Genomic DNA, 15,295 nt, shown 5'->3' with positions numbered 1-15,295 from the left:
TCCCGCTACTCTAAAGGGAACCGGCTCCGTTGCCGCCTGTCCGCATTCTGAAACGTTCTGGATAATCACCCGGTGGGCATAACATCGTCTTTTATCTAGCCACGTAATGTTGCGTTCGTCAAATGCGTTAAAGTGTGCAGAAGATGGCGCTAACTAACGGAAATTCACAGAATTTATTGGGAAGGAAGCGGGATAAGTTATTCTTATTGTTAAATCCCGCAGAATGAGGGGGCATTTTGCTGTTAATACAGTGAAATGCCCCATTTACTGTCAATCAGTGACAAAAATGCTGCACAACCTGACTGATAAGTGCCCGCGTTGGCTTAATAAATGCCGTATCGATAAATTCATCTGGCTGGTGTGCCTGATTAATCGAACCCGGACCCAGGACCAGCGTCGGGCAGAGCTGCTGAATAAACGGCGCTTCGGTGCAGTAGTTCACCACCTCAGTTGGCGTACCCAGCAATTTCTCTACCACGCTCACCAGTTCATGATTAGCCGGGCACTCATAGCCCGGAATCGGCGGATGCAGCTCAGCCACCGTGACACGGCCCGGCCAGCGGGCACTTACCGGTGCCAGCGCCTCGTTCAGTAATCCATCCAGATCGCTCAGCGACAGGCCCGGCAGTGGTCGGATATCCATATGCAGTTCACAACAGGCGCAGATACGGTTTGCAGCGTCGCCGCCATGAATATGACCGAAATTCATGGTGGGCCAGGGGATGGCAAAGCCGTCATGATGATAACGCTCCTGCAGCGTGTTGCGCAGTTGCATCAGATGGGTGATCGACTCATGCATCAGCTCAATAGCATTAACGCCACGCGCCGGATCGCTGGAATGGCCCGATTTCCCTTCAATACGAATTACATTCGACAGATGGCCTTTGTGCGCGCGCACCGGTTTCAGCGAGGTCGGTTCACCGATGATGGCGCAGTCGGGACGCAGTTGCGTCGATTCCGAGAAATATTTAGCACCCGCCATGGTGGTCTCTTCATCGGCCGTGGCGAGGATATAGAGCGGCTTGCTCAGCGTGCTGACATCCACATCGCGCAGCGTATCGAGAATAAAGGCAAAGAACCCTTTCATGTCTGCCGTGCCCAGACCATAGAGCTTGTTGTCGTGCTCGGTCAGGGTAAAGGGATCGCGCGTCCAGCGGCCATCGTCAAAGGGAACGGTATCCGTATGACCCGCTAACAGCAGGCCGCCCGCTCCGCTGCCGGTTCGCGCCAGCATGTTAAATTTATTGCGGGTGCCGGGCACCGGCTGCACTTCAACGCTGAAGCCAAGGTCGCGAAACCAGCCGGCCAGCAAATTGATTAAAGTTTCATTACTCTGATCCAGTGCGGCATCGGTTGCACTGATCGATGGTGTAGCGATTAACTGGCTGTACAGTTCAATAAAAGGCGGTAATTTTGTCTTCACTGTTGGCGGTCCTTGGGTTAGGATGTATCCATATTCATGCAGTAATAGTGAATAAAAATACATTAACGTCCTCTGCAAGGGAACCATAAATCACTGCAGATGACAGGGTGGGTAACGGGGCAAGGCCGCGACCCGGAACGTGCGACTGTAAAAAGGGTTACAGCCTGATGTTGAATACGCTGATCGTTGGTGCCAGTGGTTATGCTGGTGTTGAGCTTGCCACCTTCCTGAATCGCCATCCACATATCAACATAACCGCTTTGGCGCTTTCGGCGCAAAGCCCTGATGCCGGCAAGCGCCTGTCCGATCTCCATCCGCAGCTGAAAGGCGTGGTGGATTTACCGCTGCAGCCGCTGAGCAGCGCGGCGGAGTGGGCAGACAAAGTGGATGTCGTGTTCCTGGCGACGGCCCACGAAGTCAGCCACGACCTGGCCCCGGAATTCCTCAAGGCTGGCTGTGTGGTATTCGACCTGTCGGGTGCGTTCCGCGTTAACGACGCTGATTTTTACACCCGTTTCTACGGTTTCACTCATCAGCATGGCGACTGGCTCGATAAAGCCGTTTACGGCCTGGCGGAATATCAGCATGAGAAAATTCAGCAGGCGCAGCTGGTGGCCGTGCCGGGTTGCTACCCGACCGCTGCTCAGCTGGCACTGAAACCTCTGGTGGATGCGGGACTGTTAAACGATGCGCAGTGGCCGGTTATCAACGCCACCAGCGGCGTGAGCGGTGCCGGACGTAAAGCCAATGTCGGCACCAGCTTCTGCGAAGTGAGCCTGCAGCCTTACGGACTGTTCAATCATCGTCACCACCCGGAAATTGTCGCGCACCTCGGTACGCCAGTGATCTTCACACCGCATCTGGGGAGCTTCCCGCGCGGTATCCTGGCGACCATCACCTGCCGTCTGAAAGCGGGTGTCAGCCGCGAAGATATCGCTGCTGTCTTCCATCGTGCCTATGACGACAAGCCGCTGGTGCGCCTCTACGATAAGGGTGTACCGGCGCTGAAAGCCGTTGTCGGTCTGCCTTACTGCGATATCGGTTTTGAAGTGCAGGACGAGCATCTGATTGTTGTAGCAGCCGAAGATAATCTGCTGAAAGGGGCGGCATCGCAGGCAGTACAGTGCCTGAACATCCGGTTCGGCTTCCCTGAAACGCAGTCACTGATTTAACGGATAACTAAACCATGACCAATCCATTGATTATTAAGCTGGGCGGTGTGCTGTTAGACAGCGAGGAAGCGCTGGCGCGCTTGTTTGAAGCACTGCTTAACTATCGTAGCGCTCATCAACGTCCGCTGATCATCGTCCACGGCGGCGGCTGCCTGGTGGATGAGCTGATGAAAAAGCTGGCGCTGCCGGTGATGAAGAAAAATGGCCTGCGCGTCACCCCGGCCGATCAGATCGACATCATTACCGGTGCGCTGGCGGGAACTGCCAACAAAACGCTGCTGGCCTGGGCAAAAAAATCGGGTATCAACGCAGTGGGTCTTTGCCTGGGCGATGCAGGTATCGTCAATGTCGCCTCATTTGATGAAGAACTCGGCCATGTTGGCCACGCAACGCCGGGTGATCCGGCCTTGCTGAACACCCTGCTGGCGGCCGGTTACATGCCGGTAGTCAGCTCGATTGGTATTACTGACAGCGGCGACCTGATGAACGTCAACGCGGATCAGGCAGCGACCGCACTGGCCTCGACGCTGGGTGCCGATCTGGTTCTGTTGTCAGACGTCAGTGGTATTCTCGATGGCAAAGGTCAGCGTATCGAAGAGATGACCGCCGACAAAGCCGAGCAGCTGATTACTCAGGGCATTATTACTGACGGCATGATTGTGAAAGTACACGCTGCGCTGGATGCGGCACGTACTCTGGGCCGACCGGTGGATATTGCCAGCTGGCGTCACGCTGAGCGGCTGCCTGACCTGTTTAACGGTGTGTCGATTGGCACCCGGATTCTCGCTTAACGACTCTGATTCAAGGATTACGAAATGCAAACGCAAAACATCAAAAAAATCGTTCTGGCTTACTCCGGTGGTCTTGATACGTCAGCCATCATTCCATGGCTGAAAGAGAACTACGGTGGCTGTGAAGTGGTCGCTTTCGTAGCAGACATCGGTCAGGAGCGCGGCGATCTGGAAGGTGTGGAGAAGAAAGCGCTGCAGTCTGGCGCATCTGAATGTCACGTGGTTGACCTGCGTGAAGAGTTCATCAGCGACTACGTCTATCCGGTGCTGCAGACCGGTGCGCTGTATGAAGGCACCTATCTGCTGGGCACCTCTATGGCGCGTCCTATCATCGCTAAAGCCCAGGTTGAGCTGGCGCTGAAAGTGGGCGCAGATGCGCTGTGTCACGGCGCAACCGGTAAAGGAAATGACCAGGTGCGTTTCGAAACCACCTACACCGCGCTGGCACCGCAGCTGAAAGTGGTGGCACCGTGGCGTGAATGGAACCTGCGTTCACGTGAAGCGCTGCTGGACTACCTGAAAGAGCGCAACATCCCGACCACCGCGTCGCTGGAGAAAATCTACAGCCGTGACGAAAACGCCTGGCACATCTCCACCGAAGGTGGCGTGCTGGAAAGCCCGGCCAATGCACCGAATAAAGATTGCTGGGTCTGGACTGTCGATCCGCTGGAAGCCCCTGACCAGCCTGAAGAGGTGACCGTGACCGTTGAGAAAGGTCGGGTTGTGGCGGTTAACGGTGAAAAACTGAGTCCGTTCCAGTGTCTGGAAAAACTCAACGTGCTGGGCGCAAAGCATGGCGTTGGCCGTATCGATATCGTTGAAAACCGTCTGGTGGGCATTAAATCCCGCGGCTGCTATGAAACCCCTGGCGGCACCATCATGGTGAACGCGCTGCGTGCGGTTGAGCAGCTGGTGCTGGATCGCGATAGCTTCAAATGGCGTGAGCAGCTGGGCCACGAGATGTCTTACGTGGTTTATGACGGACGGTGGTTCGCTCCATTGCGTAAGTCGATTCAGGCTGCTGCTGAGTCGCTGGCGGAAGACGTTAACGGTGAAGTGGTGCTGCAGCTTTATAAAGGCCAGGCAACAGCCACCCAGAAACGTTCCGCGAACAGCCTCTACTCAGAAGAGTTCGCCACCTTTGGTGAAGATGAGGTCTACGATCACCGTCATGCGGGCGGCTTTATCCGTCTGTTCTCGCTCTCTTCGCGTATCCGCGCCCTGAACGAGCAGAAGAAGTAATTTTCAGGCGGGGTGCGCCTCGCCTCACAGTTTTCATTCAGGGGCGGCATTTATGCCGCCTCTTGTTTAACGATTCAGAGGAGTTTTCACATGGCACTTTGGGGTGGACGGTTTACTCAGGCAGCGGATCAGCGTTTTAAACAGTTTAATGACTCGCTTCGCTTCGATTACCGCCTGGCAGAGCAGGACATTATTGGCTCTGTTGCCTGGTCCAAAGCGCTGGTGACGGTCAACGTGCTGACTCAGGATGAGCAGCAGCAGCTGGAAGCAGCGCTGAATGCGTTACTGGATGAAGTGCGTGAGAATCCTGAGCAGATCCTGCAGAGCGACGCCGAAGATATCCACAGCTGGGTTGAAGGCAAGCTGATCGACAAAGTCGGTGCGCTGGGCAAAAAACTGCACACCGGCCGTAGCCGTAACGATCAGGTCGCGACCGATCTGAAACTGTGGTGCAAGGTGCAGATTGAGGCGCTGCTGGGCGCGACACGTGAGCTGCAGCAGGCGCTGGTGGTCACCGCCGAAGCGAATCAGGATGCGGTGATGCCGGGCTACACCCACCTGCAGCGTGCGCAGCCGGTGACATTTGCGCACTGGTGTCTGGCCTACGTTGAAATGCTGGCGCGTGATGAGAGCCGTCTGCAGGATACCCTGAAACGGCTTGATGTCAGCCCGCTGGGCTGTGGCGCTCTGGCTGGTACCGCCTACGAGATTGATCGTCAGCAGCTGGCTGGCTGGCTGGGCTTTGCCTCTGCGACGCGTAACAGTCTGGATACCGTATCAGACCGCGATCACGTGCTGGAGCTACTCTCTGACGCGGCTATCGGCATGGTGCATCTGTCGCGCTTTGCTGAAGATATGATCTTCTTCAATACCGGCGAAGCGGGCTTTATTGAGCTGTCAGATAAAGTCACCTCTGGTTCCTCACTCATGCCGCAGAAGAAAAACCCGGATGCGCTGGAGCTGATTCGCGGCAAGTGTGGTCGGGTGCAGGGCGCACTGACCGGCATGATGATGACGCTGAAAGGTTTGCCACTGGCCTACAACAAAGATATGCAGGAAGACAAAGAGGGGCTGTTTGACGCGCTCGACACCTGGCTCGACTGTCTGCATATGTCCGTACTGGTGCTGGATGGCCTGCAGGTTAAGCGTCCACGCTGCCAGGAAGCGGCGGAACAGGGTTACGCAAACTCCACCGAACTGGCTGACTATCTGGTCGCTAAAGGCGTGCCGTTCCGTGAAGCACACCATATCGTCGGGGAAGTGGTGGTGGCTGCCATCGGGCAGGGCGTGGCGCTGGAAGCGCTGTCGCTGGCGCAGCTGCAGCAGTTCAGCTCGGTGATTGGCGAGGATGTTTATCCGATTCTGGCGCTGCAATCCTGTCTGGATAAGCGTAATGCGCAGGGCGGTGTCTCGCCGCAGCAGGTTGCGCGTGCCATCGGTGACGCAAAGCAACGTCTTGCGTAGATAGCAGGTAAAAAAAAGCGGGCATAGTCTATGCCCGCCAACCTCTAGCTTCAGAATTACTACTTTATTATAGGCACATCATCAAAGCGCCTGCTCTCCCGGCCGACGCTCAGATTCTTTACGCTGACAGCAGGTATTGTTGCAGCTCCTCACTGCCGCCAATATGACGACCGCCCATGAAGATCTGCGGTTCCGTCGCCCGGCCTGATACGGCACGCAGACTGACGGTTGTCGCATCCTGCCCCAGCACAATCTCTTCGTACTGAATACCCTGATCTATCAGCATCTGTTTTGCCTGAGTGCAGAAGGTGCAGCCAGGTTTAGTGAATATGGCGACCGACTCCTGGGCTTTACACTCCGGTGCCAGATAGCGCAGCATGGTGTCGGCATCGGAGACCTCAAACGGGTCGCCAGGTTTGTTCGGCTCAACGAACATTTTCTCGACCACGCCGTTACGCACCAGCATTGAGTAACGCCATGAACGCGGGCCAAAACCGAGATCGGCCTTCTCAACCAGCATCTCCATTCCACGCGTGAACTCGCCGTTGCCATCAGGAATAAAAGTAATATTGTCTGCACGCTGTTCGGCTTTCCAGGCGTTCATCACAAAGGTGTCATTCACTGAGACGCACAGAATACTGTCCACACCCTGTTGGGCAAACAGACCCGCTAATTCGTTGTAACGCGGCAGATGGCTGGAGGAGCAAGTGGGTGTAAATGCACCCGGCAGTGAAAAAACGATCACCGTTTTGTCTTTAAACAGCGTTTCTGTGGTGACATCGACCCAGCGATCGCCCTGACGCGTGTGAAAAGTGACTGACGGAATAGCTTTACCTTCCTGACTTGCAAACATTTTTTGCTCCTGACCTGCTGCGTTCCATTTGATGCGCGCATTATTCCCAACCACCCTTGATAGGGCCAATCGTTCATTGCTATTCTATCTATCGCCACGGGCTATCGTGGTCTGGAGGGTAATAATGAATATTCGTGATCTTGAATATCTGGTTTCGCTTGCTGAACACCGTCATTTCCGCCGTGCGGCGGATGCGTGTCATGTCAGTCAGCCGACGTTAAGCGGGCAGATCCGTAAGCTGGAAGATGAGCTGGGTGTAATGCTGCTGGAGCGCACAAGCCGTAAAGTGCTGTTCACACAGGCAGGTCTGCTGCTGGTGGATCAGGCGCGAACGGTACTGCGTGAAGTGAAAGTGCTGAAAGAGATGGCCAGTCAGCAAGGGGAAGCGATGTCAGGTCCGCTACATATCGGCCTCATTCCGACCACCGCGCCCTATTTATTGCCACAGATTATCCCTACGCTGCACCAGACATTCCCGAAACTGGAGATGTACCTGCACGAAGCGCAGACGCAGCAGTTGTTGTCTCAGCTCGACAGCGGCAAGCTGGACTGCGCGATTATCGCGCTGGTCAAAGAGAGTCAGGCCTTTATCGAAGTGCCGCTATTTGATGAGCCGATGAAGCTGGCAGTCTATGCCGATCATCCGTGGTGCGATCGCGATCGCGTACCGATGTCCGATCTGGCTGGCGAGAAGTTGCTGATGCTTGAAGACGGGCACTGTCTGCGTGACCAGGCGATGGGTTTCTGCTTTGAGGCGGGTGCAGATGAAGATACCCACTTCCGCGCGACCAGCCTTGAGACGCTGCGCAATATGGTGGCGGCTGGCAGCGGGATTACGCTGTTACCGGCACTGGCAGTCCCGCCGGAACGCGTCCGCGACGGCGTCTGCTATCTACCCTGCTACAAACCGGTGCCACAGCGTACGATTGCGCTGGTCTATCGTCCGGGGTCACCTCTGCGCAGCCGTTATGAACAGCTGGCAGAGGCGATTAAAACCCACATGGCGCACTATTTCGACGCTGCCTTAAAACAGGCGGTTTAAGCCGTTCAACGCGGCAACGCGATAAGCTTCAGCCATGGTCGGATAGTTAAAGGTGGTATTCACGAAGTACTCAATCGTGTTGCCACCATTTTTCTGCTCCATGATTGCCTGACCGATGTGAATAATCTCGGCGGCACGCTCACCAAAGCAGTGGATCCCCAGAATCTCTTTCGTTTCGCGATGGAACAGAATCTTCAGGCTGCCAACGTTCATGCCGACGATCTGCGCGCGCGCCAGATGTTTGAACTGCGCGCGACCCACTTCGTAAGGCACCTTCATCGCCGTCAGCTGCTGCTCGGTTTTACCCACGGAGCTGATTTCCGGAATGGTGTAGATGCCGGTCGGGATATCTTCAATCAGGTGCGCTGACGCTTCTCCTTTGATAATCGCCTGCGCGGCAATACGGCCCTGATCGTAGGCAGCAGAGGCCAGGCTGGGATAGCCAATCACGTCACCCACAGCATAGATGTGCGGCTGAGCGGTCTGATACATACTGTTCACTTTCAGCAGGCCACGACCATCCGCTTCCAGACCGACATTTTCCAGCGACAGCGAATCAGTGTTACCGGTACGGCCGTTGGCGTAAAGCAGACAGTCTGCTTTCACTTTCTTGCCGGACTTCAGATGCATGATTACGCCATCTTCCACGCCTTCGATCTTCTCAAACTCTTCGTTGTGACGAATGACTACGCCGCTGTTCCAGAAGTGGTAAGAGAGGGAGTCAGACATCTCCTGATCAAGGAATGCCAGCAGACGATCGCGGGTGTTAATCAGGTCAACTTTAACGTTCAGGCCACGGAAAATGGACGCATATTCACAGCCAATTACACCCGCGCCATAAATAATGACGTGACCCGGTTCATGATGCAGGTTGAGGATAGAGTCAGAGTCATAAACGCGGGGATGGGTAAAGTCGACATCGTCAGGATGGTAAGGTCGTGAACCGCAGGCGATAACAAACTTCTCTGCCGTCAGTGTCTCACGCGTGCCATCGGGTTGCTCAATCTCAATGGTATTGGCATCAACAAAATGCGCATCACCCTGATAAAGTTCACAGCGGTTACGCTCGTAGAAGCCCTGACGCATGGCTGTCTGCTGGCTGATCACGTTTTCAGTGTGATTGAGAATGTCGGCGAAAGAGGAGCGAAGCAGTCGGGTATGATCGCTGTAGAGTGGGTTCTGGTTGAATTCAATAATGCGACTAACGGCGTGGCGAAGGGCTTTAGAAGGGATAGTGCCCCAGTGCGTACAACCGCCGCCGATGTTGTGGTAGCGTTCGATCACGGCGATGCGCGCTCCCTGTTTTACCAGCCCCATCGCCGCCCCTTCACCGCCGGGTCCTGAGCCAATCACAATGGCATCGTAATCGTAAGACTTTTGCATACCGATACGTCCTATTATTTATACATTTTTACAACGAGATTCTAACATCTCGTCGCGCACTTCTGAATTCTAACAGCGATTTTCATCACATTTTGACAAAGAGTGAGGTTCACAGGCGGTGACAAAGATTGCCAATCTGTACGCTGAAAATTTTGTTATAGTGCCCACTCAATACCGCTAAAGGCAGAGAGCATGGGCGTCAGAGCGCAACAAAAAGAACGTACACGACGTACACTGATTGAAGCAGCTTTCAGTCAGCTCAGCGCCGAACGCAGTTTTACCAGTCTGAGCTTGCGGGAAGTTGCCCGTGAAGCGGGGATAGCCCCCACCTCTTTTTATCGTCATTTTAAGGATGTTGATGAGCTTGGACTGACGATGGTGGATGAAAGCGGACTGATGCTGCGGCAACTGATGCGTCAGGCGCGCCAGCGTATCGCCAAGGGTGGCAGCATTATTAAAACGTCGGTGGCGACCTTTATGGAGTTCATCGGCAACAACCCCAACGCTTTCCGCCTTTTACTGCGTGAACGTTCCGGTACCTCTGCCGCTTTTCGTGCCGCCGTGGCGCGTGAAATTCAGCACTTCATCGCTGAACTGGCCGATTATCTTGAGGTCGAAAATCGCATGCCGCGTAGTTTTACCGAAGCGCAGGCGGAAGCGATGGTGACCATTGTTTTCAGCGCCGGTGCAGAAGCACTGGATGTTGATGCTGAGCAGCGACGTAAGCTTGAGGATCGGCTGGTGCTGCAGCTACGTATGATCGCCAAAGGCGCTTATTACTGGTATCGCCGTGAGCAGGAACGACTGGCGGTCACCCTGGAAAAACCCGAAGAGCAATGAGTAAGGATCCGTCCATGACCCACCCAGGTATCCGCGATAAAAGCACTCTGGTACTGGCTTTTATTACCGGCTTAGCGATTAACGGCTCGTTTTCTGTGCTGTTCAGCGCTTTTGTTCCCTTTTCGATTTTTCCGCTGATTGCGCTGGGTCTGGCGGCCTGGTGTCTGCATCAGCGTTATCTCAACACCAACATGCCGGACGGTATGCCAGGTCTGGCGGCAGCGTTTTTCCTGCTGGGGATTCTGGTGTATAGCGCGCTGGTGCGGGCGGAATACCCGGATATTGGCTCCAACTTTGTGCCCACCGTTCTGATGGTGGCGCTGGTGTTCTGGATTGCGACGCGATTAAAGCGCAAGCGTAATCAGTAGGGATATCATCAGAAATATATAAAAACGGGAGCCTCAGGGTTCCCGTTTTTGTTTACGCTTTACGCGTCAGCAAAACGCCGCATTCCATATGGTGGGTATAGGGGAACTGATCAAACAGTGCCAGTCGCGTTACCTCATGCGTTTCTGACAGCGTCTGCAGATTGTCGCTCAGGGTCTGCGGGTTACAGGAGATGTAAAGGATGCGCGGATAGGCCTGCACCATTTTCACCGTCTCTTCATCCAGTCCGCTGCGCGGCGGATCGACAAAAATCGTTTCGCATTCGTAGCTGGTCAGGTCAATCCCTTCCAGACGATTAAAGCTGCGTACGCCATTCATCGCCTGCGTAAACTCTTCCGCTGCCATGCGAATGATCTGCACGTTATCAATCTGGTTCACGGCGATGTTGTATTGCGCCGACGCAACAGAGGGTTTGGCGATTTCAGTCGCCAGCACGCGGCGGAAATTACGCGCCAGCGCCAGCGAGAAATTGCCGTTACCGCAGTAGAGTTCCAGCAGATCACCCTGTGAATCCTGCGTCACATCCAGCGCCCACTCCAGCATCTGAATATTCATCGCCGCATTGGGCTGGGTAAAACTGTTCTCGACCTGACGATAAATAATCTCACGACCCGCCACCGGCAAACGCTCATCTACATAGTCGCGATCCAGACAGATTTTGGTTTTGGTCGCACGGCCAATCAGCTGCACATCCAGCCCTTCCGCGCGCAGCTGGTCACGCAGCGCCGCAGCTGCCTGCTGCCACTCATCATCCAGCTTGCGGTGATAGAGCAGTGAAATCACAATCTGATTGCTCATGGTCGACAGATAGTCGATCTGAAACAGTTTATGGCGCAGGGTGCGGTTATCGCGGATCGCGTCGATCATCTTTGGCATCAGCTGGTTGATCAACTGGCTGGCCGCCGGGAACTGATCAACACGGATCCGCTCGCGTGTCTGCTGATCAAAGATGATGTGATAGATATCATCGCCGTCGTGCCACAGGCGAAATTCAGCACGCATCCGATAGTGGCTGACCGGCGAACGGAACACTTCCACGTCGGGCGCAGCAAACGGCGTCATCATCGTCTCTAAACGACTGACTTTTTCTGCCAGCTGTGCGTCATACTCTTCAATGGGGAGATGTTCGGGTGTCATGAGCAATCCTGATTAATAGCTTACCAGCGGGCGATTGTAGGCATTCACTTGCTGATGTCCAGTCCCGCAGCGAGAAGATATTTAGCAGTCTGGACTTCCGTATCTCCACTCCGTAGACTGCAGACGCCGGCCTCAAGCCCGAGTTAATAGGGAATCCAGTGTGAATCTGGAGCTGACGCGCAGCGGTAAGGAATGTCGTGATGTGTGCAAGTGCAGACACTGTCCTCTGGGATGGGAAGTCATCATCACTTATGGTTCCCAGCCCGAAGACCTGCCGGTGTAACGTCGCTACTCGTTCAATCATCGCGTTCTATTGATTGTCGGCCCGCGGCATCCTGCTTCGTCTTATGGATGCGATTAAAAATGACAAAAAAAACCGCATCGCTGTTCGCGCTGAGCGCAACGGCGATTTCTCTCTGGGCGCAAAACGGTTTTGCGCAGGGAAATGATGATACGCAAATCGTTACCGCCAACCGTTTTGCTGAACCCGTTTCAGGTGTACTGGCTCCCACAACGGTTGTGACGCGAGATGAGATCGATCGCTGGCAGGCCAAAAGCCTGACGGATGTGATGCGGCGTCTGCCGGGTGTCGATGTCGCGCAGAATGGTGGATTGGGGCAGCAGAGTTCACTGTTTATCCGGGGAACCGAGTCCCGACATGTGCTGATCCTGATTGATGGTATACGGCTTAATCAGGCGGGTATCAGCGGTTCGTCTGACCTCAGCCAGATCCCTCTGTCGCTGGTGCAACGCATCGAATATGTTCGCGGCGCGCGGTCTGCGGTCTACGGTTCTGATGCGATTGGCGGCGTGGTGAATATTATTACGGGTCGATCGCAATCGGGCACCACGCTGACGGCGGGCATGGGGTCCAATGGTTATCAGACTTACGATGGCTCCACCCAGCAGAAACTAAGTGATGCGACAACGCTTACCCTGGCTGGCTACTACACCTATACCAAAGGGTATGACGTGGTGGCGGGCTATCCCAATGATTATGGTCCGGCACAGCACGATCGCGACGGCTTCATGAGCAAAACCCTGTATGGCAACCTTGAGCATCACTTCAGCGATGAACTGAGTGGTTTTGTGCGCGGATACGGATTTGATAACCGTACCGCCTACGACGGGTCATACAGCTACGATGACAGTTTTACCCGCATCGTCGGACTGGCTGATACCCGTCAGCTCTACAGCCAGACCTGGGACACCGGGCTACGCTTCAACCGTGACTTCTACTCTACCCAGCTCGTCGCCAGTTACGGTCATACCAAAGACATTAACTATGACCCACGCAATGGCCGCTACGGTGCCGCGTCCACCTTTGATGATGTCACGCAGTACAACCTGCAGTGGGGTAACACCGTGCAGGTGGGGCAGGGCGCGATCAGCGCCGGTGTCGACTGGCAGAAAGAGACGACCGAGCCGGGCACGAACTATCTGTCAGATGGTTATAAGCAGCGTAACACCGGCCTCTACCTGACTGGCCAGCAGCAGTTTGGCAGCGTTACCCTTGAAGGTGCGGTACGCGGTGATGACAACAATCAGTTCGGCTGGCATAACACCTGGCAGACGGCGGCGTCATGGGAGTTTATCTCCGGCTACCGTGCGTTCGCCTCTTATGGCACTGCGTTTAAAGCACCGAATCTGTCGCAGGTTTACAGTCCGTTTTATGGTAATCGCGACCTCGATCCGGAAAAAAGTAAGCAGTGGGAGGGCGGTTTCGAAGGGTTGAGCGGACCGGTGAACTGGCGCGTGTCGGGCTATCGCAATGATATCGATAATCTGATTGAAGGCGATCCGCAGACCTTCCGCTACTACAACATTGAGCAGGCGCGTATTAAAGGCGTTGAAGCCACCGCCGGATTTGATACCGGGCCACTGACGCATCAGCTCTCTTATGATTATGTTGATGCGCGGGATGGCAGCACCGATCAGCCACTTATTCGCCGGGCTAAGCAGCAGGTGAAGTATCAGCTTGACTGGACGCTGTATGAGTTTGACTGGTCCGTGACTTATCATTATCTGGGTGACCGCTATGATACCGACTTTAACAGCACGCCCAGCCGACGCGTGAAGCCAGGGGGAGTGAGCCTGTGGGATCTCGCCGTCTCATATCCGGTCACTTCACAGCTCACGGTTCGTGGTAGAATTGCCAACCTGTTCGATAAAGATTACGAGACAGTGTATGGCTATCAGACCCCAGGACGAGAGTATTACCTCAGCGGCAGCTACAACTTCTGATTTGCGCCCTACCGTGCTGGTGTTTGATTCCGGCGTCGGTGGGCTTTCTGTCTATGACGAGGTCCGTCAGCTGCTGCCGGACCTGCATTACCTCTATGCCTTCGATAACGCAGGCTTTCCTTACGGTGAGAAAAGCGAAACCTTCATCGTGGAGCGGGTGGTCGCTATCGTTGAGGCTATTACGCAGCGCTATCCTCTCTCATTGGTCATCATCGCCTGTAATACGGCCAGCACGGTTTCATTACCCGCTTTACGTGAACGCTTTGCGTTTCCTGTCGTAGGGGTGGTGCCGGCGATTAAACCAGCCGCGCGCCTGACGCGTAATGGCGTGGTGGGATTACTGGCAACGCGTGCAACCGTACGCCGTCCTTATACACATGAGCTGGTGGCGCAGTTTGCTGGTTCCTGCAGCATCGAGATGCTGGGCTCGGCGGAGCTGGTGGAGCTGGCAGAAGCGAAGCTGCACGGTGAGGAGGTTGCACTGGACGAGGTGCGCCGCATTGTTCAGCCGTGGCTGAGGATGGCTGAGCCACCGGATACGGTGGTCTTAGGCTGTACGCATTTTCCTTTACTGCGCGAAGAGCTGCAGCAGGTATTACCTGAAGGGACGCGTCTGATCGATTCCGGTGCGGCAATCGCCCGACGTACCGTCTGGCTGCTTGAGCATGAAGCGCCTGAGGTGCACTCCTTGCAGCAGAATGTCGCATTCTGTACGGCACTGGATGGCGAAGCTGTACAATTATCACCCGTTTTGCAGCGTTATGGCTTCCCGATGCTCGAAAAACTGGCGCTTTAGCGGCTTTTAGCTGAAAAAATCAGCACTCGGAATTTTATTTGAAATTAGCACTTGTCAGCCTTCGAGAACTCCCTATAATGCGCCTCCACTGACACGGCACAATGGCTTACGAAGCGCCGGGTTGAGTAGGTTCGAAATCATACGAGCCAGTGAGTTAAGCGAAAATAAATGCTTGACTGACAATGCGGAAAGCGTAATATACGCAGCCCGCGCCGCAGTAAATCGCGGCATGCTCTTTAACAATTTATCAGACAATCTGTGTGGGCACTCGCAGGATTGATATCAGCGTCTTTGGACGCACAAAAATATCAAAGCCTCACGAGTGAACACATAATGAAATTCATTATGACGTTTTACAGATGAGCATCGCTGCACTTGTTGCAGCAAATCAAACTTAAATTGAAGAGTTTGATCATGGCTCAGATTGAACGCTGGCGGCAGGCCTAACACATGCAAGTCGGACGGTAGCACAGAGAGCTTGCTCTCGGGTGACGAGTGGCGGACGGGTGAGTAATGTCTGG

At 54.6% G+C, this 15,295-nt stretch carries 13 protein-coding genes, 1 rRNA gene and 1 riboswitch; of the genes, 10 read left to right on the top strand and 4 right to left on the bottom strand.

The features are described 5' to 3' along the window. Positions 1 to 274: 274 nt before the first annotated feature. A complete protein-coding gene (gene argE / locus F3I20_RS18680) occupies positions 275 to 1,423 on the bottom strand; it encodes an acetylornithine deacetylase (protein WP_150014032.1) in 1,149 nt (382 codons plus the stop codon). A gap of 167 nt (positions 1,424 to 1,590) precedes the next feature. Here argE and argC point away from each other — a divergent pair, with 167 nt between their 5' ends. The 4 genes from argC to argH all read left to right on the top strand — a co-directional run bounded on the left by argC (position 1,591) and on the right by argH (position 6,092). Then, the gene (argC, locus tag F3I20_RS18675) at positions 1,591 to 2,595 is read left to right on the top strand and encodes an N-acetyl-gamma-glutamyl-phosphate reductase (protein ID WP_150014034.1); all 1,005 of its coding nucleotides are present in this window, start codon (positions 1,591 to 1,593) and stop codon (positions 2,593 to 2,595) included. 14 nt (positions 2,596 to 2,609) lie between these two features. After that, positions 2,610 to 3,386 carry an acetylglutamate kinase gene (gene argB, locus F3I20_RS18670; RefSeq protein ID WP_061061094.1) on the top strand — a complete coding sequence of 259 codons (777 nt, stop codon included), beginning with the start codon at positions 2,610 to 2,612 and terminating at the stop codon, positions 3,384 to 3,386. A 24-nt stretch (positions 3,387 to 3,410) separates the two neighbouring features. Beyond that, the gene (locus tag F3I20_RS18665; RefSeq protein WP_150014036.1) at positions 3,411 to 4,628 is read left to right on the top strand and encodes an argininosuccinate synthase; all 1,218 of its coding nucleotides are present in this window, start codon (positions 3,411 to 3,413) and stop codon (positions 4,626 to 4,628) included. A gap of 90 nt (positions 4,629 to 4,718) precedes the next feature. Next, on the top strand, positions 4,719 to 6,092 hold the full coding sequence (gene argH, locus F3I20_RS18660) for an argininosuccinate lyase (RefSeq protein ID WP_150014038.1): 1,374 nt from the start codon (positions 4,719 to 4,721) through the stop codon (positions 6,090 to 6,092). A gap of 118 nt (positions 6,093 to 6,210) precedes the next feature. On the opposite strand, the gene F3I20_RS18655 is transcribed toward argH, so the two are convergent. Then, positions 6,211 to 6,945 carry a glutathione peroxidase gene (locus tag F3I20_RS18655; RefSeq protein ID WP_150038112.1) on the bottom strand — a complete coding sequence of 245 codons (735 nt, stop codon included), beginning with the start codon at positions 6,943 to 6,945 and terminating at the stop codon, positions 6,211 to 6,213. Positions 6,946 to 7,069: 124 nt separating this feature from the next. Here F3I20_RS18655 and oxyR point away from each other — a divergent pair, with 124 nt between their 5' ends. After that, positions 7,070 to 7,987 (top strand): DNA-binding transcriptional regulator OxyR, encoded by a 918-nt coding sequence (gene oxyR / locus F3I20_RS18650; protein WP_033734435.1) that lies wholly within the window; start codon positions 7,070 to 7,072, stop codon positions 7,985 to 7,987. On the opposite strand, the gene sthA is transcribed toward oxyR, so the two are convergent. Further along, a complete protein-coding gene (sthA, locus tag F3I20_RS18645; protein WP_013359450.1) occupies positions 7,970 to 9,370 on the bottom strand; it encodes a Si-specific NAD(P)(+) transhydrogenase in 1,401 nt (466 codons plus the stop codon). The genes oxyR and sthA overlap by 18 nt on opposite strands. 192 nt (positions 9,371 to 9,562) lie before the next feature. Here sthA and fabR point away from each other — a divergent pair, with 192 nt between their 5' ends. Both fabR and F3I20_RS18635 read left to right on the top strand, forming a co-directional pair. Then, entirely contained in the window at positions 9,563 to 10,210 is a 648-nt protein-coding gene (fabR, locus tag F3I20_RS18640) for an HTH-type transcriptional repressor FabR (RefSeq protein ID WP_013359449.1), read from the top strand. A 14-nt stretch (positions 10,211 to 10,224) separates the two neighbouring features. Further along, complete coding sequence (locus tag F3I20_RS18635) at positions 10,225 to 10,578, top strand: YijD family membrane protein (RefSeq protein WP_150014044.1); 354 nt, start codon at positions 10,225 to 10,227, stop codon at positions 10,576 to 10,578. A gap of 52 nt (positions 10,579 to 10,630) precedes the next feature. Here the strand turns inward: F3I20_RS18635 and trmA are convergent, their stop codons facing one another. Next, positions 10,631 to 11,734, bottom strand: a complete 1,104-nt coding sequence (gene trmA / locus F3I20_RS18630) for a tRNA (uridine(54)-C5)-methyltransferase TrmA (RefSeq protein ID WP_150014046.1) — start codon at positions 11,732 to 11,734, stop codon at positions 10,631 to 10,633. A gap of 110 nt (positions 11,735 to 11,844) precedes the next feature. Further along, positions 11,845 to 12,027, top strand: a riboswitch (cobalamin riboswitch). A 70-nt stretch (positions 12,028 to 12,097) separates the two neighbouring features. Between trmA and btuB the strand changes: the two genes are divergently transcribed. From btuB to F3I20_RS18615, 3 genes are all read left to right on the top strand, one after another. After that, positions 12,098 to 13,978, top strand: a complete 1,881-nt coding sequence (btuB, locus tag F3I20_RS18625; protein WP_150038113.1) for a TonB-dependent vitamin B12 receptor BtuB — start codon at positions 12,098 to 12,100, stop codon at positions 13,976 to 13,978. Next, the gene (murI, locus tag F3I20_RS18620) at positions 13,923 to 14,774 is read left to right on the top strand and encodes a glutamate racemase (RefSeq protein WP_150038114.1); all 852 of its coding nucleotides are present in this window, start codon (positions 13,923 to 13,925) and stop codon (positions 14,772 to 14,774) included. The genes btuB and murI overlap by 56 nt, the downstream gene beginning before the upstream one ends. A gap of 396 nt (positions 14,775 to 15,170) precedes the next feature. Continuing rightward, a 16S ribosomal RNA gene (locus F3I20_RS18615) occupies positions 15,171 to 15,295 on the top strand; the annotation flags it as partial.

This window comes from Candidatus Pantoea gossypiicola (assembly GCF_008632075.1).
GTDB classification, from domain to species: Bacteria; Pseudomonadota; Gammaproteobacteria; order Enterobacterales; family Enterobacteriaceae; genus Pantoea; species Pantoea gossypiicola.
This window is presented reverse-complemented; position numbering and strand designations above follow the sequence as displayed.

Excerpts from the sequence above, each read along its gene's own strand:
- argC (WP_150014034.1), top strand. The coding sequence starts at position 1,591 with ATGTTGAATACGCTGATCGTTGGTGCCAGTGGTTATGCTGGTGTTGAG.
- argB (WP_061061094.1), top strand. The coding sequence starts at position 2,610 with ATGACCAATCCATTGATTATTAAGCTGGGCGGTGTGCTGTTAGACAGC.
- F3I20_RS18665 (WP_150014036.1), top strand. The coding sequence starts at position 3,411 with ATGCAAACGCAAAACATCAAAAAAATCGTTCTGGCTTACTCCGGTGGT.
- argH (WP_150014038.1), top strand. The coding sequence starts at position 4,719 with ATGGCACTTTGGGGTGGACGGTTTACTCAGGCAGCGGATCAGCGTTTT.
- F3I20_RS18655 (WP_150038112.1), bottom strand. The coding sequence starts at position 6,945 with ATGTTTGCAAGTCAGGAAGGTAAAGCTATTCCGTCAGTCACTTTTCAC.
- oxyR (WP_033734435.1), top strand. The coding sequence starts at position 7,070 with ATGAATATTCGTGATCTTGAATATCTGGTTTCGCTTGCTGAACACCGT.
- sthA (WP_013359450.1), bottom strand. The coding sequence starts at position 9,370 with ATGCAAAAGTCTTACGATTACGATGCCATTGTGATTGGCTCAGGACCC.
- fabR (WP_013359449.1), top strand. The coding sequence starts at position 9,563 with ATGGGCGTCAGAGCGCAACAAAAAGAACGTACACGACGTACACTGATT.
- F3I20_RS18635 (WP_150014044.1), top strand. The coding sequence starts at position 10,225 with ATGACCCACCCAGGTATCCGCGATAAAAGCACTCTGGTACTGGCTTTT.
- trmA (WP_150014046.1), bottom strand. The coding sequence starts at position 11,734 with ATGACACCCGAACATCTCCCCATTGAAGAGTATGACGCACAGCTGGCA.
- btuB (WP_150038113.1), top strand. The coding sequence starts at position 12,098 with ATGACAAAAAAAACCGCATCGCTGTTCGCGCTGAGCGCAACGGCGATT.
- murI (WP_150038114.1), top strand. The coding sequence starts at position 13,923 with ATGGCTATCAGACCCCAGGACGAGAGTATTACCTCAGCGGCAGCTACA.